This window comes from Herbidospora sp. RD11066, assembly GCF_054661255.1.
This window is the reverse complement of record NZ_BAAGDO010000001.1, coordinates 723,313-750,115: the sequence shown is the minus strand read 5'-3', so window position 1 is coordinate 750,115 and position 26,803 is coordinate 723,313. Positions and strand designations below refer to the sequence as shown.

General features: G+C 68.3%; 20 protein-coding genes and 1 tRNA gene. 9 read left to right on the top strand and 12 right to left on the bottom strand.

The genetic code is table 11. The annotated features are described in order from the left end of the window. Positions 1-2: 2 nt before the first annotated feature. The 4 genes from ACYQ78_RS03435 to polA form a co-directional block, all read right to left on the bottom strand. On the bottom strand, positions 3-506 hold the full coding sequence (locus ACYQ78_RS03435) for a GNAT family N-acetyltransferase (RefSeq protein ID WP_459799171.1): 504 nt from the start codon (positions 504-506) through the stop codon (positions 3-5). A 179-nt stretch (positions 507-685) separates the two neighbouring features. Next, positions 686-2,152, bottom strand: coding sequence for a 30S ribosomal protein S1 (gene rpsA, locus ACYQ78_RS03430; protein WP_459799170.1), 1,467 nt, complete (start codon positions 2,150-2,152; stop codon positions 686-688). A 189-nt stretch (positions 2,153-2,341) separates the two neighbouring features. Then, the gene (locus ACYQ78_RS03425; RefSeq protein ID WP_459799169.1) at positions 2,342-3,448 is read right to left on the bottom strand and encodes a polysaccharide deacetylase family protein; all 1,107 of its coding nucleotides are present in this window, start codon (positions 3,446-3,448) and stop codon (positions 2,342-2,344) included. 247 nt (positions 3,449-3,695) lie between these two features. Next, entirely contained in the window at positions 3,696-6,371 is a 2,676-nt protein-coding gene (gene polA / locus ACYQ78_RS03420) for a DNA polymerase I (RefSeq protein WP_459799168.1), read from the bottom strand. A gap of 75 nt (positions 6,372-6,446) precedes the next feature. Between polA and ACYQ78_RS03415 the strand changes: the two genes are divergently transcribed. The 6 genes from ACYQ78_RS03415 (at position 6,447) to ACYQ78_RS03390 (ending at position 11,665) form a co-directional block, all read left to right on the top strand. Further along, positions 6,447-6,827, top strand: coding sequence for a hotdog fold thioesterase (locus ACYQ78_RS03415; RefSeq protein ID WP_459799742.1), 381 nt, complete (start codon positions 6,447-6,449; stop codon positions 6,825-6,827). A 485-nt stretch (positions 6,828-7,312) separates the two neighbouring features. Next, positions 7,313-8,455, top strand: coding sequence for a branched-chain amino acid ABC transporter permease (locus tag ACYQ78_RS03410; RefSeq protein ID WP_459799167.1), 1,143 nt, complete (start codon positions 7,313-7,315; stop codon positions 8,453-8,455). A gap of 9 nt (positions 8,456-8,464) precedes the next feature. Further along, entirely contained in the window at positions 8,465-9,454 is a 990-nt protein-coding gene (locus ACYQ78_RS03405; protein WP_459799166.1) for a branched-chain amino acid ABC transporter permease, read from the top strand. Further along, positions 9,444-10,379 (top strand): ABC transporter ATP-binding protein, encoded by a 936-nt coding sequence (locus ACYQ78_RS03400; RefSeq protein ID WP_459799165.1) that lies wholly within the window; start codon positions 9,444-9,446, stop codon positions 10,377-10,379. Before ACYQ78_RS03405 ends, ACYQ78_RS03400 begins: the two co-directional genes overlap by 11 nt. After that, entirely contained in the window at positions 10,376-11,155 is a 780-nt protein-coding gene (locus ACYQ78_RS03395; protein WP_459799164.1) for an ABC transporter ATP-binding protein, read from the top strand. The genes ACYQ78_RS03400 and ACYQ78_RS03395 overlap by 4 nt, the downstream gene beginning before the upstream one ends. 78 nt (positions 11,156-11,233) lie before the next feature. After that, positions 11,234-11,665 (top strand): hypothetical protein, encoded by a 432-nt coding sequence (locus tag ACYQ78_RS03390; RefSeq protein WP_459799163.1) that lies wholly within the window; start codon positions 11,234-11,236, stop codon positions 11,663-11,665. Positions 11,666-11,813: 148 nt separating this feature from the next. Here the strand turns inward: ACYQ78_RS03390 and ACYQ78_RS03385 are convergent, their stop codons facing one another. Further along, entirely contained in the window at positions 11,814-13,103 is a 1,290-nt protein-coding gene (locus ACYQ78_RS03385; RefSeq protein WP_459799162.1) for an ABC transporter substrate-binding protein, read from the bottom strand. Between the two features lie 208 nt (positions 13,104-13,311). Further along, on the bottom strand, positions 13,312-13,917 hold the full coding sequence (locus ACYQ78_RS03380; protein ID WP_459799161.1) for an ANTAR domain-containing response regulator: 606 nt from the start codon (positions 13,915-13,917) through the stop codon (positions 13,312-13,314). Between the two features lie 36 nt (positions 13,918-13,953). Between ACYQ78_RS03380 and ACYQ78_RS03375 the strand changes: the two genes are divergently transcribed. Further along, a tRNA-Leu gene (locus tag ACYQ78_RS03375) sits at positions 13,954-14,026 on the top strand. Positions 14,027-14,136: 110 nt separating this feature from the next. Here ACYQ78_RS03375 and pyk read toward each other — a convergent pair. Beyond that, positions 14,137-15,573 (bottom strand): pyruvate kinase, encoded by a 1,437-nt coding sequence (gene pyk / locus ACYQ78_RS03370; protein ID WP_459799160.1) that lies wholly within the window; start codon positions 15,571-15,573, stop codon positions 14,137-14,139. A 127-nt stretch (positions 15,574-15,700) separates the two neighbouring features. Between pyk and ACYQ78_RS03365 the strand changes: the two genes are divergently transcribed. Next, complete coding sequence (locus ACYQ78_RS03365; RefSeq protein ID WP_459799159.1) at positions 15,701-16,516, top strand: hypothetical protein; 816 nt, start codon at positions 15,701-15,703, stop codon at positions 16,514-16,516. Here the strand turns inward: ACYQ78_RS03365 and ACYQ78_RS03360 are convergent. The 4 genes from ACYQ78_RS03360 to gltB all read right to left on the bottom strand — a co-directional run bounded on the left by ACYQ78_RS03360 (position 16,480) and on the right by gltB (position 24,604). Then, positions 16,480-16,869, bottom strand: a complete 390-nt coding sequence (locus ACYQ78_RS03360; protein WP_459799158.1) for a DUF2784 domain-containing protein — start codon at positions 16,867-16,869, stop codon at positions 16,480-16,482. The genes ACYQ78_RS03365 and ACYQ78_RS03360 overlap by 37 nt on opposite strands. A 57-nt stretch (positions 16,870-16,926) precedes the next feature. Continuing rightward, positions 16,927-18,504, bottom strand: coding sequence for a S8 family peptidase (locus ACYQ78_RS03355; RefSeq protein ID WP_459799157.1), 1,578 nt, complete (start codon positions 18,502-18,504; stop codon positions 16,927-16,929). A gap of 120 nt (positions 18,505-18,624) precedes the next feature. Next, positions 18,625-20,091, bottom strand: coding sequence for a glutamate synthase subunit beta (locus ACYQ78_RS03350; protein WP_459799156.1), 1,467 nt, complete (start codon positions 20,089-20,091; stop codon positions 18,625-18,627). A gap of 13 nt (positions 20,092-20,104) precedes the next feature. Continuing rightward, positions 20,105-24,604, bottom strand: coding sequence for a glutamate synthase large subunit (gene gltB, locus ACYQ78_RS03345; RefSeq protein WP_459799155.1), 4,500 nt, complete (start codon positions 24,602-24,604; stop codon positions 20,105-20,107). 130 nt (positions 24,605-24,734) lie between these two features. On the opposite strand from gltB, the gene ACYQ78_RS03340 reads away from it, so the two are divergent. Continuing rightward, on the top strand, positions 24,735-26,171 hold the full coding sequence (locus tag ACYQ78_RS03340) for a bis-aminopropyl spermidine synthase family protein (RefSeq protein WP_459799154.1): 1,437 nt from the start codon (positions 24,735-24,737) through the stop codon (positions 26,169-26,171). Here the strand turns inward: ACYQ78_RS03340 and ACYQ78_RS03335 are convergent. Next, positions 26,136-26,696: a hypothetical protein gene (locus ACYQ78_RS03335; protein WP_459799153.1), complete on the bottom strand. Its 561-nt coding sequence runs from the start codon at positions 26,694-26,696 to the stop codon at positions 26,136-26,138. The two genes, ACYQ78_RS03340 and ACYQ78_RS03335, sit on opposite strands and share 36 nt — an antisense overlap. Between the last annotated feature and the right edge of the window lie 107 nt (positions 26,697-26,803).

The window sequence follows — 26,803 nt, the reverse complement described above, 5'->3', positions numbered from 1 at the left end:
TTTCACGACCCGATCGTACTGACCCGTCGCATGTGCACCATCGTCAGGTGGTCTTGGACGCGCTCGCGACGCGTCTCGCCATAGCCGAGCCGCTTGTAGAGCCGCAGGTTGGCGTCCGAGAGATGGCCGGTGAACAGGTCGAAGGCGCGGACATCGGAGTACTCCTCGGTCACCCGCTCGTGGAGCGCCTCCAGCAGGGCGGTGCCGATCCCCTCGCCCTGGCGGTCCGGGGCCACGACGAGACGCCCGACGACGCAGGCGCGCCCGTTGGAGGTGCCCGGCGTCAGATCGGCGACCACGCCACGCACTGCCCCGACGATGCGGCCGCCGTCGACGGCCTTCAGCAGGATCCCGCTCTCGATGGCCTTACGGAGCTGCTCGAGCGACTCGACCAGCGGGGCGATGAAAGGGTCGCCGTAGAGCTGCGCCTCGCTGACGTAGGCGGCGCGCTGGAGGGTGAGAATCTCTCCGGCATCGGAGGACCCGGCACGCTCGATCGTGAACATCGCGCCACCTTATCCGCTCCGACGCCTTTACAAAGTAGATCACTATCGGTTCGACCCGACACCCAACCTCCCGGGCCCGTCACGGCAGCCCCGCGAGCTCGCCCGCACACGAACCGAAGCGCGTACATGAAAAACAAAAAGCCCCGTCCACCTTGGTGGACGGGGCTTTTGATGAGCTCTTAGCTCTGGCCACCCGCGAGCTTCTCGCGGAGCGCGGCCAGGGCCTCGTCGGAGGCGAGCGCGCCGCCCGTCGACGCGGTGGTGGTCTGGGTCTCACCCGTGTAGGAAGACGGGGCGGCCTCGTTGGCCTCCGCGTCTTCGGCGCGGGCCTGCTCGACCTGCTTCTTGTGAGCCTCGAAGCGGGTCTGAGCCTCGGCGTACTGCCGCTCCCACTCCTCGCGCTGCTTGTCGAAGCCCTCGAGCCACTCGCCGGTCTCGGCGTCGAAGCCCTCGGGGTAGATGTAGTTCCCCTGGTCGTCGTACGTCGCGGCCATGCCGTAGAGCGTGGGGTCGAACTCGACGTCGACGCCGGCGTTCTCGTTCGCCTGCTTCAGCGAGAGCGAGATGCGGCGACGGTCGAGGTCGATGTCGATGATCTTCACGAAGATCTCGTCGCCGACCTGGACGACCTGCTCGGGGATCTCCACGTGACGCTCGGCCAGTTCGGAGATGTGGACCAGGCCCTCGATGCCCTCCTCGACCCGGACGAACGCGCCGAACGGCACCAGCTTGGTGACGCGACCCGGCACGACCTGGCCGATCTGGTGGGTGCGGGCGAACTGCTGCCACGGGTCTTCCTGGGTCGCCTTCAGCGACAGGGAGACGCGCTCGCGCTCCATGTCGACGTCGAGGACCTCGACCGTGACCTCCTGGCCGACTTCGACGACCTCAGACGGGTGGTCGATGTGCTTCCAGGACAGTTCGGACACGTGGACCAGGCCGTCGACGCCGCCAAGGTCGACGAAGGCGCCGAAGTTGACGATCGAGGACACGACGCCCTTGCGGACCTGGCCCTTCTGGAGGGTGTTGAGGAAGGTCTGGCGGACCTCGGACTGGGTCTGCTCCAGCCAGGCGCGGCGCGACAGAACCACGTTGTTGCGGTTCTTGTCGAGCTCTATGATCTTGGCCTCGAGTTCACGGCCGACGTAGGGCTGCAGGTCGCGCACGCGCCGCATTTCGACCAAAGACGCCGGGAGGAAGCCACGCAGGCCGATGTCGAGGATGAGACCACCCTTGACAACTTCGATGACCGTGCCGGTGACGATGCCGTCTTCGTCCTTGATCTTTTCGATCGTGCCCCAGGCGCGCTCGTACTGTGCGCGCTTCTTGGAGAGGATCAGACGGCCTTCCTTGTCCTCCTTCTGGAGAACCAGGGCCTCGACGTGCTCGCCGACCTCGACGACCTCAGCGGGGTCGACGTCGTGCTTGATCGAAAGCTCGCGCGAGGGGATGACGCCCTCGGTCTTGTAGCCGATGTCGAGCAAGACCTCGTCTCGATCGACCTTGACGACGGTGCCTTCGACGATGTCACCATCGTTGAAGTACTTGATGGTCTCGTCGATCGCGGCGAGGAAGGCCTCCTCCGAACCGATGTCGTTGACCGCTACCTGCGGGGTGTTCGAGGTGGCCTCAGTGCTGCTCGTCATGTGTGGAATTGCTCCGAACCGGACAGATGTCGTTGTGTCGAAGCGCAGCAGGCCTGCTTCGTTCAAGTCCGGGGATCAGGATTGAGCGAGCGCGAGCCCGCTCCCTTCGAGGCGCGCGCGAGCCCACAGCGCAGCGATCAGCATATGAGACCAGACGAGCGGGGTCAATCCGAAGGCTCGGTACGCAGCTTAATAGTAGATAACCTTTTTGCCACGCTTTGAAGCAAGTTTAGCCCGAAGTTGGCGAGGCGCGGAGAGACTCGTGGGATCTCCGTCGGCCGTGTAGCGCTCGCCCGGATGATCGTCGAGCCACTTGAGCCAGTAGGTCGAGCACCACCTGCGGCAGTCGCCGGCCAGCCCGTTCGCCTGGATCCGCTGGATTTCACGGGGGTCGTACCCCTTCGCGAAGGGCGACTTCGACGGCTCGGCCCCGGCCAGGAACACGCCTTCGTACTTGTACTTGGAGCCGTCCCACGACCCCCCGCGTCCCAGGGAGCCCTTTCTCGGACGTGACCCGAACGGGAGGGCGAAAGTGGCGAAATCATCGACGCCGAGCTTCTTCAGCAGCCGCTCGCCCCGCACGATCTGCTCGCTGACCTTCTTGTTGGAGAGGGCCCGCAGGTCTTGGTGGGCCCACGTGTGGTTCGCCACCTCGAAGCCGTGGTCGAGTAACCACCGGACCCCGGCCTTCTGGGCGTCCACACCCTGCAGCCCGAAGGGCTCGCGGTTGACATAGAAGGTGGCGACCGGACGGAAGGAGGGGTACTTCTTCGCGACGTCGAAGATCACCGCCACGGCGGTGTCCTTCATCGGGTGGCCGTCGGCGTCGAGCGCGAAGTGGCTGGGGTTGCCGTCGTCGAAGGTGAGCACGACCGGGTGGGCCCCGGCGGCGACGTCCATCCTCCCCTCGACGAACTCGGCAGCGGTGACCGGCACGTAACCCGCCCGCGCCAGCCGCTCCAGCTCGACCCGTAACTGCTTGGGCGTGCGGTCGATCGACGCGCTGCGATCCCACCGGATCCGGTGGTACATGAGCACCGGCACGAGCCCGAGCTCGTTGGCCTTGGCCGTCCGGGCCGACTCTTCGGTCGCCTGTACGGGGGCCGGAAGGGCGAACCCGGGTAACGCGGGCTTGGCCGGGGGCGGCGGCGCCTGCTCGACCTTCTTCTGCGCCTCGGGGTGGGGCGCCTGGGTGCGGGGCGGGGACGCGGGGCCGTGCATGACCGAGAGCACGATCAGGCCAAGCGTGACCACCACGACATTGGCCACACCCGTGAGCGACACAACCTTCCGCACAGTCACCCGACTTTAGCCGTGATCACCCGTTGGAACGAGGTGAAAGCCCCTCAAAGCCAGGGGCCATAACCAGGGGATTACCCACAAAGGCCAAAATTCCACCCATCCTCGGTCGCGCCTCACCCGGGCCGGTCACCCGGCGACCCGGGCGCGCCCGGTTGGCGCCGGCCACGGCGTGGGCCGGGGACGGCGGTCGGTGCCGGCCGGGCGGAGCCGTAACGGAAGAAGCGCCTTTGACTTGGGCTTCTCAGTGACCGGCGTCCTGCCAGTTCGAGCCCACACCTACAGATACGTCGAGCGGCACCGTCAGTTCATATGCCGCGGCCATCTCCTTGACGACCACCTGGCGCAGGTCATCGAGTTCGCCGGGGTGGACCTCGAAGACGAGTTCGTCGTGGACCTGGAGGAGCATTCTCGACTGCATCCCCGAGATCGCCCGCTGCACGTTCAGCATGGCGACCTTGATGATGTCGGCGGCGCTGCCCTGGATCGGGGCGTTGAGGGCCATGCGCTCGGCCATCTCGCGGCGCTGCCTGTTGTCGCTGGTCAGGTCGGGGAGGTAGCGGCGGCGGCCGAGGATGGTGGAGGTGTAGCCGTCGGTGCGGGCCTGGGCGACGATCGCGTTGAGGAAGTCGCGGATGCCGCCGAACTCCTCGAAGTATTCGTCTTTCAGGGCGCGCGCTTCGGCCACGGGGATGTTGAGCTGGCCCGAGAGGCCGAAGTCGCTCAGGCCGTAGGCCAGGCCGTAGTTCATCGCCTTGATCTTGGCGCGCATCTCGCCCGTGACGGCCTCGGGCGTGGTGTCGAAGACCTTGGCGGCGGTGGCGGCGTGGAAGTCGTGGCCCGACTCGAAGGCCTCGACGAGCGAGCGGTCGCCGCTCAGGTGGGCCATGATGCGCAGCTCGATCTGGCTGTAGTCGGCCGTGAGCAGGGTCTCGTAGCCGGGGCCGACCACGAAGCCCTTGCGGATGCGGCGGCCCTCGGAGGTGCGGATCGGGATGTTCTGGAGGTTGGGCTTCTCCGACGACAGGCGGCCGGTCGCGGCGACGATCTGGTTGAACGTCGTGTGGATGCGGCCGTCGTCGGCGATCTCCTTGATCAGGCCCTCGACCGTGGTGCGCAGCTTCTGCTGGTCGCGGTGGCGGAGCATGATCGTGGGGAGCTCGTGGTCGGTCTGGGTGGCCAGCCAGGCGAGCTGGTCGGCGTCGGTGCTGTAGCCGGTCTTGATCTTCTTGGTCTTCGGCAGGTTGAGCCGCTCGAAGAAGATCTCCTGGAGCTGCTTGGGCGAGCCCAGGTTGAACTGCTCCCCCACCGCCGCGTGGGCGGCGTCGACGGCGAACTTCACCTCGGCGGCGAACTCGGCCTCCAGAGCGGCGAAGTAGTCGCCGTCGGCGGCGATGCCGTTGCGCTCGACCTCGGCCAGCACCCGCACCAGCGGGAGCTCGACGTCGGTCACCAGGCGGGTGCCGCCGCGCTCGGACAGGTGGTTCTCCAGCGCCTCGGCCAAGTCGAGGACGGCCACGGCCTTCATCGCGAGGTCGCGGGCGGCGGTGTCGTCGGCGTCGTCGAACAGGCTGGTCTGGCCGTTGGTCTCGGCGGTGTTGGTCAGCGTGCGGTGGAGATAGCGCAGCACCAGGTCGTCGAGCGGGAAGGAGCGCTGGCCGGGCATCGCCAGGTAGGCCGCGAGAGCGGTGTCGCAGGTGAGGCCGCGCAGGTCGTAGCCCTGCGCCCACAGGCCGAGCAGCGGGCCCTTGCTGTCGTGGACGGCCTTCTCGATCGACTCGTCGGCCAGCCAGGCGGCCAGGTCGGCCTCGTCGTCGGGGGTCAGCCGGGTCAGGTCGAGGTAGGCGGCGGTGCCACCGGCGGCGGCGAAGGCGATGGCGTCGATGCGGCCGGTGCCGGCGCCCCAGGAACCGGCGAAGGCCAGCGCGGTGCGGCCGGAGGCGAGGGTGCCGAGCCAGGCGGCCAGGCCACCGGGCTCCAGGGTGACGATCTCGGCCTCGAAGCCGCCCTCGACCTCGGGCTCGGCGGTGCCGAGCACCTTGAACAGGCGCTCGCGCAGCTCGCCCCGGATCTGGAGGCTGTCGAGGATCTTGTTGAGCTCTTCGCGGTCCCACTGGCCCATGACCAGGGACGCGGGCTCGGCGTCGATCGCGACGTCGCGCTTCAACTCGGTGAGCATGCGGTTGTGGATGACCTGGCCGAGGTGCTCGCGGAGCTTGTCGCCGACCTTGCCCTTGACCTCGTCGGCCCGGCGGACCAGTTCGTCGAGCGACCCGAACTCGCTGATCCACTTGGTGGCAGTCTTCTCGCCCACACTCGGGATGGACGGCAGGTTGTCGCTCGGGTCGCCGCGCAGCGCCGCGAAGTCGGGATATTGGTTTGGGGTCAGACCGTATTTCTCCACGACCGCGTCGGGCGTGAAGCGCGTCATGTCGCTGATGCCCCGGCGGGTCATCAGAACGGTCACCTTCGGGTCGACCAGCTGGAGGGCGTCGCGGTCGCCGGTGACGATCAGCACATCCATCCCCTCGCCGGAGGCGCGGGTGGCCAGGGTGGCGATCAGGTCGTCGGCCTCGAAGCCGGCCAGGGACAGGTGGGGCACCTTCATGACGTCGAGCAGTTCGTAGATGAGCTGCATCTGACCGCGGAAGTCTTCGGGGGTCTCCGACCGGTTGGCCTTGTAGGCGGCGAAGGCCTCGTGGCGGAAGGTCGGCTCACTCCGGTCGAAGCAGACCACCAGGTGGGACGGTGCCTCGTCGCGCATGATGTTGACCAGCATCGACAGGAAACCGTAGACCGCCTCGGTGTGCTGGCCGTCGGTCGTCATGAGGTTGGCGTCCTTCAGCGCGTAGAACGCCCGGTAGGCCAGCGAGTGGCCGTCAAGCAGCAGCAAGCGGGGGGTCTCTTCGGTCTTCGGCACCCTCAGAGCCTAGTCTCCCCCTACGACAGAACCACCCGGAAAGGAAGAGCCTTGACCCAAGAGCTCGTCGCTCTGATGAACGCCTCAGGAACCGGTCATCTGCCCGATCGGATGGGCATCGAATTCCTCGAGGTGACCGCGGAGAAGGTGGTCGCCAGGATGCCCGTCGAGGGCAACACCCAGCCGTTCGGGCTGCTGCACGGCGGGGCCTCCGTGGTGCTGGCAGAGACGGTCGGTTCCATCGCGGCGATGTTCCAGGCGGGCGAGGGCCGGGCCGCGGTCGGCATCGAGATCAGCGCGACCCACCACCGTTCGGCCAGGTCGGGATACGTGACCGGCACGGCCACACCTCTTCACCTGGGGCGCACGCTGGCGACGTACCAGATCGAGGTGGTCGACGACGAGGGTCGCAGGGTGTGCACCTCGCGGCTCACGTGCATGCTGCGTGACCAGTAGAATTCCTGACCCGAAAGCTGACACAACCGCCCCAACGGTCGCTACCGTTGGGTGCCGAGGGCCCGTGGCGAGCCGAGTAGATAACGTGCGGCGCCGGGGAAGTGCCGCACGGCCCCAAAGGCCGCCACGGGTCCTTTACATCCCCTGACATTTCGGCCCCTCACCTGCGCCGACTTTGCAAACGCCGATGACACAGGCAGGTCACCGATTGGTGACGAACTGTCCGTAACCGGGCGTTCGGCTCTATGCTCCGGCCATTACACCGTGGACCTATCACGGTGTCCCGTGTTCGGGATGACGAGGCACAACCCCGTCATGACCTACGAGGAGCACCATTGCGCAGAGCCGTGATCGCGTTCACGGCCTTCATGGGTGGACTCATCTTCGTCTTCTTGGCCGGAGCGTCCACAGCGTGGGCCGAGGGCGAAGAAGTCAAAGGCACACTCAGACTCCAAGGCCAGCCTGTACCAGGCGTGACAATCACCGTGACGTCCGACGCTGACGCGCCCGTCGGAACCGCCACGACCGGACCTGATGGGACCTGGAGTGTCCCCATCGACGAGGCCGGCTCGTACAAGGTGACGCTGGACCAGGCCACCCTGCCTGCCGGGAAGGCACTACGTGACCCCAACAGGGGCACGCTGACCGTGCAGGTCTTCGAGGGCAACGCCCGCAACGTGCTGTTCGGATTGGTCGACGCGAACGCCCCGCCCGCGGGGCAGCAGGGAGACGGGGGTGGCAGCTCCTACTGGACGCGTGTCGCCCAGCTCGTCTTCGAAGGCTTGAACCTCGGTTTGATCATCGCGCTCGGCGCGGTAGGCCTGTCACTGATCTTCGGTACGACCGGATTGACCAACTTCGCCCATGGTGAGCTGCTCACCATCGGCGCCTTCCTCGCGTTCTTCTTCAACACCACACTCGGGCTCCACCTGCTGATCGCGGCGCCGCTGGCGCTGGTGGTCGCGGCGGCCTTCGGCTGGGGGCAGGACCGCTTCTTCTGGGGCCAGCTCCGGCGCCGCAAGACCGGCCTGATCTCCATGATGATCATCTCGATCGGCCTCGCCCTGTTCCTGCGGGCGCTGCTGCTGTTCCTGTTCGGCGGTGGCGGCGAGTCCTACGACCAGTACGTCGCCCAGGCCGGCATCCAGATCGGCCCGATCTCGGCCACGCCCAAGAGCCTCATCGCGATGGGCATCGAGATCGTGGTGCTGGTCGCGGTGGGTCTCGCGCTGACGTACACCCGCCTCGGGAAGGCGACCCGCGCGGTCGCCGACAACCCGGCGCTGGCCTCGTCGTCGGGCATCAACGTCGACCGGGTCATCCGCATCGTCTGGGCGGCCGGCACCTGCATCGCCGCGCTGGCGGGCATCCTGCTCGGCACCACCCAGAACCTGAACTTCCAGATGGGCCAGCAGATCCTTCTGCTGATGTTCGCCGGCGTCACCCTCGGCGGCCTGGGCACCGCGTACGGCGCCCTCGTCGGCTCGCTGGTCGTCGGCATGTTCGTCCAGGTCTCCACGCTGTGGATCCCGCCGGAGATGAAGACCATCGGCGCGCTGGTCGTGTTGATCATCGTGCTCATGGTCCGGCCGCAGGGCATCCTCGGTCGTCGCGAGCGGATCGGTTAGGAGGCACACATGGACTGGACATTCGTCATCAGCCGTGCCGTCGAAGCCGGCATCGGCTCCGAGGCCATCATCTACGCCCTCGCGGCGATCGGCCTCAACGTGCAGTTCGGCTACACCGGCCTGCTCAACTTCGGCCAGGCCGGCTTCCTGGCCATCGGCGCCTACTCCATCGCGGTGACCGTCGCCACCTTCGGCCTGCCCTTCTTCCTGGGCGTGGGAATCGGCCTGCTGCTGGCCGCCGTGATGGCCCTGTTGCTGGGCATCCCGACCCTGCGGCTGCGGGCCGACTACCTGGCCATCGTCACCATCGCGGCGGCGGAGATCGTCCGCCTCGTCGTGCGGTCGGTCGCGCTGTCGGACACCTTCGGCGGCACCGACGGCCTCCAGGCCTTCTCGGGCTCGTTCTACGACCTGAACCCCTATCCCCCGGGGGACTACGGCATCCCGCCGATCATCGGTTTCGACAACCGGTCGATGTGGGTGCTGACGGTCGGCTGGGCACTGGTCGCCATCGCGTCGTTCATCCTGTTCATGGCGATGAAGAGCCCGTGGGGCCGCGTGCTCAAGGCGATCCGCGAGGACGAGGACGCCGTGCGCAGCCTCGGCAAGAACGTGTTCTCGTACAAGATGCAGGCGCTGGTCATCGGCGGCATCATCGGCTCGATGGGCGGTTTCATCTTCGCCCTGAGCCGGTCGGCCGTGCAGCCCGACCTGTACTCGACCGACCTGACGTTCTACGCCTACACCGTGCTGATCCTCGGTGGCGCGGCCCGCATCCTGGGCCCGATCGTCGGTTCGATGCTGTTCTGGCTGCTGCTCATCTTCGTCGGCCAGGGGATGGAAACGGCCGTCAACAGCGGTGTGATCACGTTCATCACGGTCAACCAGGTCGGCGCGATCCGCCTGATGCTCGTCGGCCTCGGACTCATGCTGCTGCTGATCTACCGGCCGCAGGGCATCTTCGGGGACAAGAGGGAGATCTCAATCGATGCACGCTGACTCGCTCCCCGCCGGGAAGGCCGCCGCGCTCAAGGCGTTCGAGGGCATGGCCGCCGAACCCGGTGTCGCCAAGCCCGACCCGATCCTCGTCGTCGACAACGTGGTGCGCCGCTTCGGTGGTCTGACCGCCGTGAACGTGAACCACGTCGAGATCCAGCGGGGCAGCATCACCGCCCTGATCGGCCCCAACGGCGCCGGCAAGACCACGTTCTTCAACCAGCTCACCGGCTTCGACACCGCCGACGAGGGTCAGTGGACCTTCAACGGCAGGAACATGAACGGCGTGTCGGCCTACAAGGTCGCCCGTCAGGGCATGGTCCGCACGTTCCAGCTCACCAAGGCGCTCTCGAAGCTCACGGTGATCGAGAACATGCGGCTGGGGGCGCAGGCGCAGCGGGGGGAGAACTTCTTCCGCGGCCTGATCCCGGGCCTGTGGCGCGGCCAGGAGGACGAGATCACGGCCAAGGCCGAGGAACTGCTCCAGCGCTTCAAGCTCGACGCCAAGCGCGACGACTTCGCCGGCAGCCTCTCGGGCGGCCAGCGCAAGCTGCTGGAGATGGCCCGCGCCCTCATGGGCGACCCCGAGCTGGTCATGCTCGACGAGCCGATGGCCGGTGTGAACCCGGCCCTGACGCAGTCGCTGCTCGGCCACGTGAAGAACCTGCGCGAGCTCGGGATGTCCGTCCTGTTCGTCGAGCACGACATGGACATGGTCCGCGACATCTCCGACTGGGTCATCGTGATGGCCCAGGGCGAGGTCATCGCCGAGGGCCCGCCGGACAGCGTCATGTCCGACCACCGGGTCGTGGACGCCTACCTGGGCGCCCACCACGACGCGCCCCTCTCGGCCGAGGAAGAGGAGCGGCAGCTCCACGAGGCCGAGGCCGAACTCGACGCCGAGCTGGAGAAGGAGGTCAAGGAATGAGCGCCGCCGACTCGAACGTGATCGTCGACCGCTCGGCCCACGTGGCCGCCGCCGGGAGCGCGCTGCTGCGCTGCGACGAACTGCTCGCGGGTTACCTGCCGGGCGTGAACATCCTCAACGGCGCCGACCTCTACGTGAACGACGGCGAGCTGATCGGCATCATCGGCCCCAACGGTGCCGGTAAGTCGACCCTGCTCAAGGCGCTGTTCGGGCTCGTGGAGGTCCGGTCGGGGTCGATCACCCTCAAGGGCGAGAACATCACCGGCCTGAAGGCCCACGCGCTCGTGGAGCGCGGTGTCGGCTTCGTGCCGCAGACCAACAACGTGTTCCCGTCGCTGAGCGTCGAGGAGAACCTGGAGATGGGCGCCTTCCAGACGCCCAAGAAGTTCAAGGAACGCTTCGACTTCGTCTGCGAGATCTTCCCCGCCCTCAAGGAGCGCCGCAAGCAGCGGGCCGGCTCCCTGTCGGGCGGCGAGCGCCAGATGGTCGCCATGGGCCGCGCGCTCATGACCGAGCCGTCGGTGCTGCTCCTGGACGAACCGTCGGCCGGCCTGTCGCCCAAGCTGCAGGACCTGGTGTTCATCCAGGCCCAGCAGATCAACCGGGCCGGGGTGACCGTGGTCATGGTCGAGCAGAACGCCCGCCGCTGCCTGCAGATCTGCGACCGCGGCTACGTGCTGGACCAGGGCCGCAACGCCTACACCGCGACCGGCAAGGAACTGATCAAGGACCCGAAGGTCATCGAGCTCTACCTGGGGACGCTGGCCAAGGCCTGACGTCTCCCTCTGAAAAGGCCACCGGGGTTTCCTCGGTGGCCTTTTCTGGTTTCGTACGAGAAGAAGGGGGTTCCGCCCATGACACCCGGCCGCCTGCTCACCGCGCTCGCCCTCGCCGCCCTGACCGCCTGCGCCACCACTCCCCCGCCGCCCGATCCTGTCGCGGCGCCCTCCGACCGGTACATGACGGGGACCGAGCCCGGCGACGACCCGTGCCAGCGGGTGGTGTCGGCACTGGGGTTCGCCGAGATCGTCCTGAAGCCCGCGGGGCAGGAGGAGGGCCAGGAGTTCGGCGAGGGGGTGCGGGGGCGGATCGCCTATGGGGAGGGCGTGATCCTGACCTACGGTGCGAAGCTGCCGGCGGAGCTGGCCGAGCACACCGCGACGCTGAAACGGGTCATCCGGGAGCTGGTCCCGGCCGCGACCCCGCACGAGAAGGCGGTCGCGGCACTGAAGGAATGGCGCGCGGCGGCCACCGCGATCGAGCGGGTCTGCGCCGGGAAGGCCTGAGCGGCCCTGAGATCGATCACGGCGGCCGAACGGGGGGCGCAGTGAGGTTGCATATTCATACATCGGACAAGCCGCCAGAAACGGGCAAAGGCCCCCGCCGTCCTTGCGGACGACGGGGGCCTTTGGTGGGCTGAGGGGAAGTTCAGCCTCAGACCTTGCCGGCGAGGTAGGTCTCGTTGGTGTACTTGTTGTCCTTGCCGTACTTGTAGATGCCGATGGTGGCCTCCGACGGGTCACCCGCGTCCGAGAACTCGACCGGACCGCTGATGCCGTCGTAGTCGATGTCGGTGCCGGCCTTCAGCAGGTCGACGCAGGCCTTGAAGTCGGTGCACTTCGTGCCGCCCTTGCTGACCGCGACCAGGTTCTTCGAGATGCCGGTGCCCGAGTCGTCCTTGCCCGCCTCGGCGGCCAGGGCGATCAGGATGGTGGCGTCGTAGGACTCCGGCGCGTAGCTGAAGTCCTTCAGGTCGGGGTTGGTCTTGAGCAGCTTCTCCTTGAAGTCACCCTCGGAGGCGGCGCCGGGCAGGGTGCCCTTGACGCCCTCGAGAAGACCCTCGGGGAAGTCGGCCGAGTAGTCGGCCAGGTTGCCGTCGACGAAGTAGATCTTGACCTTGTCGGGGCCGAGACCCTGCTTCTCGAGCTCGGGGATGAGCTTCTTGGTCTCGTCGAAGGAGATCAGCGCGATCGAGTCGGGGTTGGCTTCCTTGATCTTCGCGACGTCGGCCGAGAAGTCGGGGGCGGCCGGGTCGTAGGCGACTTCGCCGGCGATGGTGCCGCCGCCGCTCTCGACCGACTTCTTGACCTCGGCCGCGAGGCCGGTGCCGTAGGAGTCCTGGCGGTTCAGGATGGCGATGTTCTCGCCGCCGTCCTGGATCATCAGGTCACCGAGAACACGACCCTGGAGCACGTCCGACGGGGCGGTACGGAAGTAGAAGCCCTTGTCGTTGTAGGTCGTGAACTCCGGCGAGGTGTTCGCCGGGGAGAACTGGACCACACCGGCGTTGACGATCTTGTCGATCACGGTGAGGGACACACCGGAGGAAGCGGCACCGATGATCGCGTCGGCCTTCTGCTGCAGCAGGCCGTCGACGGACTGCGAAGCGATGTCCGTCTTGGCGTCGCCGGAGTCGGCGTGGATCTTGGTCACCGGCTTCCCGAGGACACCGCCGGCAGCGTTGATCTCTTCCACGGCGAGGTCGACGCCCGCGAACTCCGGCGGGCCGAGGAAGGCCAGGTCACCAGTCTGGGGCAGGATCGAGCCGATGGTGAGGGTGCCGTCGCCCGCGGTCGCCGCCGTAGTGGCGGGAGCCGCGCTGGTCGCGGCCGGCGCCGAGGTGGCCGGCGCGGCCGTCTCCTCGCCACCACCACAGGCGGTCAGGGCAAGGCTGGCGGCCGCGGCGACTGCCAGCACCCGCCCCATGGGGGCAATGCGGATCATGAAGTGTCTCCTTCATCCATGCAACGGGGCGCCGGGTTCAACCAGGACACCGCCCCGTTCGAATGCTGGAAACGTACATAACTCCCGGGGGCGTGAACAGGAAAGCGTCTGAACTGTGGACACTTGGATGCGGAGTCGTAATAAGACCTCAACACAAACCCTCCGGCTCTGACCTGCGCGGTCGCGAGCCGGAGGGATCTTGGTCGGTTCAGGCGGTCGTATCAGGCGTCCCGGCCGCCTCTGTCACCACGATCTGCGCGACCTGGCGCATGCTCAGCCGCCGGTCCATCGAGGCCTTCTGGATCCACCGGAAGGCCTGCGGTTCGGTCCAGCCGTGCTGGGCCATGAGCAGGCCTTTCGCCCGTTCGACGAGCTTCCTGGTCTCCAGCCGGTCGGAGAGGGTGGTGACCTCCTTCTCCAGGGCCGCCATCTCCTCGTGGCGGCTGACCGCCATCTCGATGGCCGGTACCAGGTCACCCTTCGTGAACGGTTTGACCAGGTAGGCCATCGCCCCGGCGTCCCGCGCCCGCTCGACCAGGTCTCGTTGCGAGAACGCCGTCAGGATCAGGCACGGGGCGATGCGCTCCGACACGATCTGCTCGGCGGCCGAAATGCCGTCGAGGACGGGCATCTTCACATCGAGGATCACCAGGTCCGGCCGGAGCTCGGTGGCGAGCTTCACGGCGCTCTCCCCGTCACCGGCCTCGCCGACGACGGCGTAGCCGTCTTCCTCCAGCATCTCCTTCAGGTCGAGGCGAATCAGGGCCTCGTCTTCCGCGATCACCACTCGCCGCTGCGTTCCACTCACGCACAAGAGGTTACCGACGTCCGCTAGATTGGGACCACGCACGCCCCGATAGACCAACGGCAGAGTCAATGGCCTCAAAATCCATCAAGTGTGGGTTCGAATCCCACTCGGGGCACCCCTCAGTAACGCCCGGATCCTCTTCGTGATCTTTGTGTACGCAGCGTAACCACCACCGGAAAGCCGAAAGGCCGCCACGTCGTACGTGACGGCCGTTTCGCCGAGCGACTAGCCGAGGTTCGGGTGAGCCACGGCCGAGCCGATGATGTGGACGCGCAGGGCGTTGGTCGACCCGGGGTTGCCGGGAGGCGAGCCCGCCACGATGACGATCTTGTCGCCCTTCTCGAACGTGCCGAGGGCGAGCAGGGACGCCTCCACCTGACGGACCATGTCGTCGGTGTGGTGCACGAACGGCACCTCGAAGGTCTCCACGCCCCACGTCAGCGCGAGCTGGCCACGCACCTGCGGGTTCGAGGTGAACGCGATCAGCGGGATCGGGCTGCGATAGCGGGCCAGGCGGCGCGCGGTCTCACCCGACATGGTGAACGCCACCAGGGCCTTGGCGCCCACGATGGCGCCGACCTCGGCGGCCGCGCGGGCGATGGCGCCACCGGTCGACTCGGGACGCCGGTCGAAGTGGTGGGTGGCGTGCAGGGTCGCGCCCTCCGCGGCGGCGGCGATGCGGGCCATCGTCGAGACCGACTCGATCGGGTAGTTGCCGACCGACGTCTCGCCCGACAGCATGACCGCGTCGGCGCCGTCCATGACGGCGTAGGCCACGTCGGAGGTCTCGGCCCGGGTCGGCCGGGGTGCGGCCATCATCGAGTCGAGCATCTGGGTCGCCACGATGACCGGGTGGGCCTTCTCGCGGCAGAGTTCGATGATCCGGCGCTGGACGATCGGGACCTGCTCCAGCGGAAGCTCCACGCCCAGGTCGCCACGGGCGACCATGACGCCGTCGAAACGGTCGACGATCGCCTCGAGGGCGTCGACGGCCTGCGGCTTCTCGATCTTGGCGATGAGGGGCAGGGTGACGCCCTCTTCCTCCATGATGCGGTGGACGATGTCGGCGTCCTCCGGCGCGCGCACGAACGACAGCGCGATCATGTCGAAACCGGTGCGGAGAGCCCAGCGGAGGTCGGTCTCGTCCTTCTCGGTCAGGGCCGGGGCGCTGACGGCCACGCCCGGCAGGTTCAGGCCCTTGTTGTCGGAGATCATGCCGCCGACGATCACGCGGGTGGTCACCCGGGGACCCTCGACCTTGTCGACCTCCAGGTGGAGACGGCCGTCGTCGACGAGGATGGTGTCGCCCGGCTTCACGTCGCCGGGGAGACCCTCATATGTGGTGGAGACCATGTCGCGGTCTCCGGGGACGTCTTCGGTGGTGATCGTGATGATGTCACCGACGCCGAGGCGGACCGGCCCGGAGGCGAACTTGCCCACCCGGATCTTCGGTCCCTGGAGGTCGGCCAGCACGCCAACGGCGCGGCCGAGCTCCTCGGCGGCCTCCCGCACCCGGTCGAAAATCTCTTTGTGCAGCTCATGGCTGCCGTGAGAGAGGTTGAAGCGGGCGACGTCCATGCCCGCGCTGATCAGCTCCCGCAGCCGTTCCGGAGATGAGGTGGCGGGACCTAGGGTACAGACGATCTTTGCTCGACGGCTCACGAGTCCTAGCCTAATTGGTCCAGACCACTTGAATGTGACGGCGCCCATAGCTGTGGCCAAATTGTCAATGACTTCACGCGATAGCCGACGTGTCCTAACGTTGCCCGTCATGGGGTGTTTCAGGAGGTTGGCTGCCGTCTCGACGCTGATGAGCGTCCTCGCGTGCGGTGGACAGGCTACCGAATCCGCCACGCCCCCCACCGGTGTTTCCGTCGCGTTGCAGCAGTGGCGTTCGGATGTCGCGGTCCACCGGATCCAGGTGTCGGTCTCCAACTCCGGCACCACTCCCCTGCACATCAGCGACCTGCGGCTCGACTCCGGCTCGTTCGAGGCCTCGGCCCCGGTGAAGGTGGACACGACGCTGGGGACGACCCCGCGCACCGACTTCCCGATCACCTACGGAAAGGCCCGTTGCGAGGCCACGGCCATCCCGCCGGTGAAGCCGACGAGCATCGTCGCCACGATCGCGGTGGGCGACGCGCAGCCCAAGGAGTTCCGGTTCCCGATCCCGGTCACCGACGGCCTGCTGACGCAGCTCGTGAAGTACGAGTGCGGGGAGTACATCCTGAAGCAGGCGGCCACGATCGCCTTCGGCCCGGCCTTCACGCGGGACGGCGACGACCTCAAGGGCACGCTCAGCGTGACGAGCACCCGTCACGTGACGATCGACGACATCGACGGCACGACGCACTACGTCCTGGAACCGGAGAAGAGGCGCCCCGTCGCGGTGGTCGAGCCCGGTAAGCAGGAGATCCCGGTCACGATCCGGCCCACCCGCTGCGACCCGCACGCCTTCGCCGAGGCCAAGCAGGCCTACCTGTTCCAGGTCTGGGGACACACCGAGGGCGGGGAGACGTATCGGATGATCGTCACCCCGCCCAAGGACGTCCAGGAGAAGCTGCTCAACTACGCGATCGAGGTCTGCGACTTCCCCGCCACGTGACGGCGATACTGGATCACCGCGAACCCGGTCCAGGAGATCGCGATCACCGCGATGATCCCGACCCTGACCTCGGTGAGGTAGCGCGTCGGATAGACCACGCCGGTGATGTACGTGTCGATGAACCCGCCCGGTTTGAGCAGGTCGTCGCCCGCGCGGGCGCGGGCCCAGTTCTCCAGGGCCGTCAAGGGGCACTCGACGATCCCGGTGAGCTGAATGGCCCCCCACAGGGAGAAACCCACGGCGGGCCAGATCAGGCGGGGCCACCGCCAGGCCAGGAACCCGCCCAGAGCGATGTACGCGATGACGATGAAATGCACGACCATCACGGTTTGCCACAAAACGTGATAAATCATTTCTCGAACCTAGAAAGAGAACGGACAGCCGGGATCCGTCCGGCTACTCATCTCTGACTAGGTACCCGGAATCGTGACCGCCTTCTGCGCGCTGACGATGCCGTTACCGAAGAACCCGTTCTGCGACGCGGTGCCCTCGCAGGCGTGGGTCACCCCGGCCGAGTAGCGGTAGTTGCCCGACGCCGGGCAGCCCCGGTCGTGGGTCGAGGCGTAGAGCAGGCTCTCCAGCCGCGCCGGGTCGAGGTGCAGGCCGCCCTTGCCGGGCTTGCCGAACCGGGCCACCAGCAGCGCCGCGACCCCGGTGACGTGCGGCGCGGCCATCGAGGTGCCTTCCAGGTACTGGTAGTAGGAGCAGGTGCCGGCTTTGCACTCCCGGATGATCGAGGAGATGATCGGCTTGCCCTGCTTGTCGAGCATGCCCTGCGCCTTCATCGCGTTCGCGGGCGCGGCGGCCAGGATCTCGCGGGTGAAGCCCTTCAGTGAGGTGCCCTTGTCGGAGCCGTCGCCGCCGGGGGCGGCGATGTCGGCCTGCTCGGCGCCGTAGTCGGAGTAGACCGCCTTGCGCTTGCTCGGGCCGACCGAGGTCACCGTGATCACGCCGGGCAGTTCGGCCGGGATGTTCAGGCAGGTGTTGTCGATCATGCGCGACTTGGCGGCGCCCGCCGGGTAGTCGGGGCTGCCGGTGTCCTTGGTCGGGTTGCCGAGGTCGGTGGAGCCGTTGCCGATGGCGCTGATCAGGGTCACCCCGCGCGAGCGGGCGTAGTTGACCGCGCGGGTCATGCCCTCGATGATCGCCTTCTGCTCCGACTGCTGGGCCGCCGTGTCGGCGGGGTTGGCCGGGCAGTTGAAGTTCCACGGGTCGACGTAGAACGACATGTTCACCACGTCGATGCCCTGGTCGCCGGCGTATTTGAGGGCGTCCATGGTCGGCTTGAGGAAGAAGTAGCCCGAGTCGGTGCCCGCCCGCAGGTTGACCAGCGAGACGCCGGGCGCGACGCCGCCGATGCCGATGCCGTTCAGCGGCGAGGCGATCGTGCTGGCCACGTGGGTGCCGTGGCCGTCGTCGTCGACGTCGGCCGGGTCCTTGCAGCCCTTGTACTCGCACGGGCCGTCGAGGTTCTTGCCCTTGCTGTCCTTCGGCCGGTCGGTGACGAAGTTGCGCGACAGCGTCCGGTTGAAGTTGGGCGCGATGTCGGGGTGCTTGCCGTCGATCCCGGTGTCGATGACGCCGACCAGCACCTTGTGGTTGCCGATCTGGGTCTTGTACGACCCCGTCGGCGTCGCCCCGATCATCCTCATGTCCCACTGGCGGGAGGCGAGCGGCTCGTTCTTCACCGCGGCGACGGGCCCCTCGGCCCGCTTCACCCGGGCGATCTCGCCGATGGGTTTGTCCTCCAGCACGCCGACGATGGCCGGGCTCGACGGGATCCGCGTGGCACGGGCCACCAGGTAGCCGAGCTCCGCGTCGTCCGACAGGACGTCGCCGCCGGTGGCCTCGACCGCGTCGGTCGCGGTCTTTCCCTGGCCGGGCGTGTAGAACACGAGGTAGTCCTGTGACGCGTCGGTGCCCACAGGGGCCGCGCAGGCCGTGGCCAGCAGGGTCAACGCCAGACCCGCGAAAACTGCCTTGCCCACACGTCCTCCTTCGCTCGGAACGTCCAGATATATCGGAATTGCCCTTACCGATCACCCGGAAACAGCGAAACGGTGTCCCAGGGAATACCTGGGGACACCGTTTGCCGTGCTGCTGCGTTGCTAGACCAGCGGACGCGCCGTCGGCGGGATGGCCACCGGCAGGGCGGTCGCCCCGGTCAGGTAGTCGTCGACCGCGGCGGCGGCGGAGCGGCCCTCGGCGATCGCCCACACGATCAGCGACTGGCCGCGGCCCATGTCACCGGCCACGAAGACGCCCTCGACGCCCGACTCGTAGGTCCGGTTGCGGGCGACGTTGCCGCGCGGGTCGTAGAACTCCCCGGCCGAGGCGGTCGCCAGGTCGTCGAGGAGCCCGGCGTGCTGCGGGCCGACGAAGCCCATCGCCAGGGTGACGAGCTGGGCGGGCAGTTCGCGCTCGGTGCCGGGGATGGCCTTGAAGCCGGCCCCGGGGCCCTCGACGTCCACCACCTTGATCGCCTGGAGGTTGCCGTCGGCGTCCTTGACGAACTCGGTCGTCGAGACGGCGTAGACCCGCGCTCCCCCGCCGTCGGCGAGTTCCTCGTGGGCCGACTCCATCTTGAACAGCATCGGGAACGTCGGCCACGGCTGCCCGGCCGGACGCGCCTCCGGCGGCATCGGCATGATCTCCAGCTGGGTCACCGAGGCGGCGCCCTGGCGGATCGCGGTGCCGATGCAGTCGGCGCCGGTGTCACCGCCGCCGATGACCACGACGTGCTTGCCGTTGGCGTTGATCTCCGAGTCGGCCAGCGCCCGGTTGGCCGGGGGCAGGTACTCCATCGCCTGGTAGACGCCGACCGCGTCGCGCCCGGTGACGGGCAGGTCGCGCCAGGCGGTGGCCCCGCCCGCGAGCACGATCGCGTCGAACTGCTCGCGCAGTTCGGCGGCCGTGATGTCGACGCCGACGTTGACGCCGGTGCGGAACTCGGTGCCCTCGGCCCTCATCTGGTCGAGACGGCGGTCGATGTGCCGCTTCTCCATCTTGAACTCGGGGATGCCGTAGCGGAGCAGCCCGCCGATGGCGTCGGCCCGCTCGAACACGACGACGTCGTGCCCGGCGCGGGTGAGCTGCTGGGCGGCGGCCAGGCCCGCGGGCCCGGAGCCGACGACCGCGATCTTCTTGCCCGTCTTCTCCAGCGGCGGCTGGGGGGTGACCCAGCCCTCGGCGAAGGCGCGGTCGATGATCTCGACCTCGACCCTCTTGATCGCCACCGGGTCGGAGTTGATGCCGAGCACGCAGGCCGCCTCGCACGGAGCCGGGCACAGGCGGCCGGTGAACTCGGGGAAGTTGTTGGTCGCGTGGAGCCGCTCGACGGCCTCGCGCCAGTCGTCGCGGTAGACCAGGTCGTTCCACTCGGGGATGAGGTTCCCGAGCGGGCAGCCGTTGTGGCAGAACGGAATGCCGCAGTCCATGCAGCGCGCGGCCTGCTTGGTCAGCTTCTCCGGGGCGAAGTCGACGTAGACCTCGCGCCAGTCGCGGATCCGCACGTCCACCGGACGGCGGGTCGGCAGCTCACGCGTGTGAGTGAGGAACCCCTTCGGGTCGGCCATGTCGTTACCCCCCTTATCCGTGCACCGCGGCCATGATGGCCTCGTCGATGTCGCGGCCCTCGGCCTCGGCCGTGGCCCTGGCGGTGAGCACCCGCTTGTAGTCGATCGGCATGATCTTGCCGAACCTGGCGGCGGACGCCTCCCAGTCGGCGAGCAGCCCCTTGGCCACCGGCGAACCGGTCTCGGCCAGGTGCTTCTCGACGAGTTCGCGGACGATCTCGGAGTCCTCGGCGCCCAGCGTCTCGAGCTCGACCATCTCGCGGTTGACCCGCTCGGGCTTGATGTCCAGCACGTACGCGACACCGCCGGACATGCCGGCCGCGAAGTTACGGCCGGTCGGCCCGAGGACGACGGCCCTGCCGCCGGTCATGTACTCGCAGCCGTGGTCGCCCACGCCCTCGACGACCGCCGTGGCGCCGGAGTTGCGGACGCAGAACCGCTCGCCCACCACGCCCCGGATGAACGCCTCGCCGGAGGTCGCGCCGTAGAGGCCGACGTTGCCGGCCACGATCTGGCCGTCGAGCAGGTCGCTCGGCGGGGTGACCGTGATCCGGCCGCCCGACAGGCCCTTGCCGACGTAGTCGTTGGCGTCGCCGGTCAGCCGCAGCGTGATCCCCTTCGGCACGAACGCGCCGAAGGAGTTGCCCGCCGAGCCGGTGAAGCTCACGTCGATCGTGTTCTCCGGCAGGCCCGCCCCGCCCCACTTCTTGGTGACGTGGTGGCCGAGCATGGTGCCGACGGTCCGGTTGACGTTGCGGATCGGCAGTTCCAGCGTGACCTGCTGGCCGAACTCGATCGCGCCCTCGGCGAGCTGGATCAGCGTGTTGTCGAGCGCCTGCGCCAGACCGTGGTCCTGCTCGACGACCCGCTGACGCGGGGTGCCCGCGGGCAGGTCGGGCTGGTAGAGGATCGGCGCGAGGTCGAGACCCTGGGCCTTCCAGTGGCTGACGGCGTCTTCGGTGTCGAGCAGTTCGCTGTGGCCGATGACCTCGTCGAGCGAGCGGTAGCCCAGCTCGGCCAGGTATTCGCGGACCTCTTCGGCGATGAACTCGAAGAAGTTGACCACGAACTCCGGCTTGCCGGTGAAGCGCTTGCGCAGCTCGGGGTTCTGGGTCGCCACGCCCACCGGGCAGGTGTCGAGGTGACAGACGCGCATCATGACGCAGCCGCTCACGACGAGGGGAGCGGTGGCGAAGCCGTACTCCTCGGCGCCGAGGAGGGCGGCGATGATGACGTCGCGGCCGGTCTTGAGCTGGCCGTCGGCCTGCACCACGATCCGGTCGCGGAGCCCGTTGAGCAGCAGGGTCTGCTGGGTTTCGGCCAGGCCGAGCTCCCAGGGAGTGCCCGCGTGCTTCAAGCTCGTCAAAGGCGAAGCGCCGGTGCCGCCGTCGTGACCGGAGATCAGCACGACGTCGGCGTGGGCCTTGGAGACGCCCGCCGCGACCGTGCCGACGCCGACCTCGGAGACCAGCTTCACGTGGATGCGGGCCTGCGGGTTGGCGTTCTTCAGGTCGTGGATGAGCTGGGCTAGGTCCTCGATCGAGTAGATGTCGTGGTGCGGCGGCGGCGAGATCAGGCCGACGCCCGGCGTGGAGTGCCGGGTCTTGGCGATCCACGGGTAGACCTTGTGGCCGGGCAGCTGGCCGCCCTCGCCGGGCTTGGCGCCCTGGGCCATCTTGATCTGCACGTCGTCGGCGTTGACCAGGTATTCCGAGGTCACGCCGAAGCGGCCGGAGGCCACCTGCTTGATCGACGAACGGCGGGCCGGGTCGTAGAGGCGCTCGGGGTCCTCGCCGCCCTCACCGGTGTTCGACTTGGCGCCGAGCCGGTTCATCGCGATCGCGAGGGTCTCGTGGGCCTCCATCGAGATGGAGCCGTAGGACATCGCGCCGGTGGAGAACCGCTTGACGATCTCGGAGACCGGCTCGACCTCGTCGATCGGGACCGGGCCGCCGGCCGCCGGGCGGAGCTTGAACAGCCCGCGCAGCGTCATCAGCGTCTCGGCCTGACCGTCGATCAGGTCGGTGTACTCCTTGAAGATCTCGTAACGCCGGGTGCGGGTGGCGTGCTGGAGCTTGAAGACCGTCGTCGGGTTGAACAGGTGGGGCTCGCCCTCGCGCCGCCACTGGTATTCGCCGCCGACCTCCAGGCGCCGGTGGGCGTTCTCGGCCCGCGGGTACGCCTTGGTGTGCCGCTGCAGCGCCTCCTTGGCCAGCACGTCGAAGCCGACGCCGCCGAGCCGCGAGGTGGTGCCGGTGAAGCACTCGGCGATGACCTCGGCCCCGAGGCCCAGGGCCTCGAAGATCTGGGCTCCGGTGTACGACGCCACCGTGGACACGCCCATCTTGGACATGACCTTGAGGACGCCCTTGCCGTACGCCTTGATCAGGTTACGGACGGCCTTGGCGTCGCCGGGGAACAGCTCCTCGACGGTCTCGATCGCCAGGTAGGGGTTGATGGCGCTGGCGCCGTAGCCGACGAGCAGGGCCATGTGGTGGCACTCGCGCGCCTCGCCGGTCTCGATGACCAGGCCCACCCGGGTGCGCGACTTCTCGCGGATCAGGTGGTGGTGCACCGCGCCGGTCAGCAGCAGCGACGGGATCGGCGCCTTCTCGGCGTTCGACCCGCGGTCGGACAGCACGATGATGCGGGCGCCGTCGGCGATGGCCTGGGAGACCTCTTCACGGATCTCCTGCAGCCGCCGGGTCAGCGCGTCGCCGCCCCCGCCGACGTGGAACAGACCGGAGACCACATGCGGCTGGAAGCCCGGCAGGGCGCCCTCGTCGTTGATGTGGACGATCTTCGCCAGCTCGTCGTTGTCGATCACCGGGTAGGGCAGCACGAGCCGGCGGCACGACACCGCGGTCGGGTCGAGCAGGTTGCCCTCGGGCCCGATCGTCGACTGGAGCGAGGTGACGAGCTCCTCGCGGATGGCGTCGAGCGGCGGGTTGGTGACCTGCGCGAACAGCTGGCTGAAGTAGTCGAACAGCAGCCGGGGCTTGTCGCTCAGGGCGGCCACGGGGCTGTCGGTGCCCATCGACCCGATCGGCTCGGCGCCGGTCCTGGCCATCGGGGTGAGGATGATGCGCAGCTCTTCCTCGGTGTAGCCGAAGGTCTGCTGGCGCTTGACGAGGGCCTCGTGGGTGGGGTGCTCGTGCTCGCGCTCGGGCAGCTCCTCGAACCGCACCAGACCGGCGTGCAGCCACTCCTCGTAGGGCTCGGCGGCGGCGAGCTCGGCCTTGATCTCGTCGTCTTCGATGATCCGGCCCTGGGCGGTGTCGACCAGGAACATCTTGCCCGGCTGGAGACGGCCCTTGCGGACGATCTTCTCCTGCGGGATGTCGGACAGCACGCCCGCCTCGGAGCCCAGGATGACCAGGCCGTCGTCGGTGACGTAGAAGCGGCCGGGACGCAGGCCGTTGCGGTCGAGCACGGCGCCGACGACGGTGCCGTCGGAGAACGAGATCGACGCGGGGCCGTCCCAGGCCTCCATCAGCGTGGAGTGGAACTCGTAGAAGGCCCGGCGGGCCGGGTCCATCTCCGTGTGGTTCTCCCACGCCTCCGGGATCATCATCAGCACGGCGTGCGGCAGCGACCGGCCACCGAGGTGCAGCAGCTCCAGCGTCTCGTCGAACGAGGCGGTGTCGGAGCCGTCGGGGTCGCAGATCGGGAACAGCCGCTCCAGGTCACCGGGGATGAGGTCGGTGTCGAGCATCGTCTCGCGGGCGCGCATCCAGTTGCGGTTGCCCTTGACGGTGTTGATCTCACCGTTGTGGGCGACGTAGCGGTAGGGGTGCGACAGCGGCCACGACGGGAACGTGTTGGTGGAGAAGCGCGAGTGCACCAGCGCGATGGCCGACACGTAGCGCTCGTCCGACAGGTCGGGGAAGAAAGGCTCGACCTGCTGCGGGGTCAGCATGCCCTTGTAGACGGTGGTCCGGCTGGAGAGCGACGCGAAGTAGACGTCGGCCTCGTGCTCGGCCCGCTTGCGGAACGCGAAGGCGGCGCGGTCGAGCTCGATGCCCGACAGGTCGCCGGAGCTGACGAAGAGCTGGGTGAAGTGGGGCATCACGGCGCGGGCCGACGGACCGGCGTGCCGCGTGTCGACGGGCACGTCGCGCCAGCCGAGCACGGTGACGTTCTCCTCGGCCGCGATCTCGTCGATCATCCGCAGGGCGATCGCCCGTGCCTGCGCGTCGATCGGCAGGAAGGCGATGCCGGCGGCGTACTTCCCGGCCTCGGGCAGGGAGAAGGGGACGACCGAGCGGAAGAACGCGTCGGGGATCTGCGTCAGGATGCCGGCGCCGTCACCGGTGTCCGGTTCGCTCCCCCGAGCACCCCGGTGGTCGAGGTTGATGAGCGCGGTCAGAGCCTTTTCGACGATGTCGTAACTGCGGCGGCCGTGGACGTCGGCCACCATGGCGACACCACAGGCGTCATGCTCGTACGAGGGGTCGTAAAGGCCCTGAGGCTCGGGAAGGTCCCCAGGACGGCCATGGCGGGCAGCAGGCATGAAATCACTCCCGTCGTCTTCTTCTGCGTGGTGACAGAGGGACGACGCTGGCCCTGCTGCAGTTGTAAGTGAGTAGAGGTTACCCCACCGTTTCCGGATGGCACCTGCCGGGCCCACTAAGGTTTCGCGTATGTCGATCGAGGAGCTCTACGCGCGTGCCGGTGTCGATGGATGGCGGTTGCGCAGGGCCGTCAATCTCCTGTCGAACGGTCAGTGGTGGACACTCGCCGACGTGGTCAGGGAGACGGCGACGTCCCGGAGGACGATCGAGGCGCTGATGCGGGTGCTCCCCCTTGAGCATCGCGACCAGCACGTCCGAATCCCAACTGAACAGGTCAAACTCTACAACATTTCGATATCGTCCTCTATTTCGGACCCGGTGTCTCATCTGGTGGACACTTCGGTGGTCGAGCGGATGGCTTCGCTCATCGCGAAGGCGCCGCGCGGGCGGTCCGCTCTCGATCATGTGTCGGCGACGCCGGAGACCGTGGTGCGGCGGGCTTTGCTGCTGGGCGCGCGGTTCTGGCTGCCCGGTTCGCGGCTGCTCTGCGTGGGCGACCACGACCTCACGTCGCTGGCGGTCCGGCTGATCCATCCCGAGGTCGAGGTCATGGTCGTCGACATCGACGACCGGATCCTGGCCTACATCGACGAGCAGGACCTCGGGGTCACCACCCGCTGGGCCGACCTGCGGTTCGGGCTGCCCCCGTCGGCGCGCGGGTTCGCCGACCTGGCGATCACCGACCCGCCGTACACCCCCGACGGCGTCGGCCTGTTCGTCGCCCGGGGTCTCGAAGGTCTCCGCGACCGCGACGAGGGCCGCGTGCTGCTGGCCTACGGCGCCTCCGAGCGCACCCCGATGCTGGCGCTCAAGGTCCAGCACGCCCTGGCGGACCTGCAACTGCTCAACGAGGCGATCTACCCCGATTTCAACCGCTACGACGGCGCCGAGGCCATCGGCAGCGCCGCCGACCTCTACGTCCTGCGCCCGACCACCAAGACCTGGCCCGCCGTGGCCTCCCGCGTCGACCGCCTGGCCACCGCGATCTACACCCAGGGCCCGCAGTCGGTCGAGTCGGCGCAGGCCGCGCCCCCCGACCCGGGCGACTACGCCCCCGACCTGCTGGTCGGCGACTGGCCCCGCGACCTGCTCCCGGGCGTGCCCCGCGTCCGCCTCTCGACCTGGCTGGCCAAGCCCTACGCCGCCCACGTCTCCCGCGTGGCCATCCACGCCCCGGCCGGCCTGGAGGCCGCCCTCCCGCGCCTGGTCCTCGCCGCCCGCGACGCCGAGGTCCGCGTCTTCGGAACCCCTTCTTCTGTACGGCTCCCGCCCGCCCCCGACGCCATCACGCGGCGGATCCTGTCCAACAGCCACGGCAAGGTCGCCAACACCTGGCGCGAGGGCCTCGTCTCGGCGCTCGGCCTGACGAAGAACCAGGCCAGAGCCCGCATCCCCGAGTGGGCCGCAGCGACGGCGCTGGAACTGCCGATGCACCGCCTCGACCACCTCGCGACGGAGGTCGCCCGCAGCCTAGAGAGCGAGGATCCGGGCCTGGACGAAGCGTGAGGCCAGGTCGAGGGCGGCCAGCGGCTCGGCCAGGTCGGGCCTGGCGTCGCCGTCGGCCGACACCCAGCTCACCGACACGAAGTGGCCCATCGCCCTGACCATGGCGGTCCCGCCGTTCTCCGACGCCAGCGGCGTCAGGAACAGCTCCTCCTTGAACCGGTTCACGAAGGCGTCCGACGCGGCGACGTCGGCCAGGTTGAACACCGCCACCTGCCCCACCAGCTCAGGCCCCCGGAACAGCGCCCGGACGACCTGGGTGCACCCGTCGACGCCCGTTCCCACGGCCGCCGCGCAGTCGGCGCTCACGGTCACCGACTCCTTCTTCATCGCCCCGAGGGTGGCCGCGGGAAAGACCTCCTGCTCGGTCAGCGGCGCGGCGTCGACCTGCTGCCGCGCGATCGGCGCGTAGATGGCCGAACTGACCTCCGCCCGGACCGTCCCCGGCCGATGCCCGTCGTCGTCACCCCCGGCGCACGCCGTCAACACCACCGCCAGCAGCACCGGTAAGGCCACCACGCGCATCATCAGTCCCACCCTCACCTCGGATTCGACCCCCATCATGACGGGGATCGAGGCCCGGGCGGGCGCACATCTCACTCTCCGAACACTCCAGGTGGCGGAAACGGCTCACC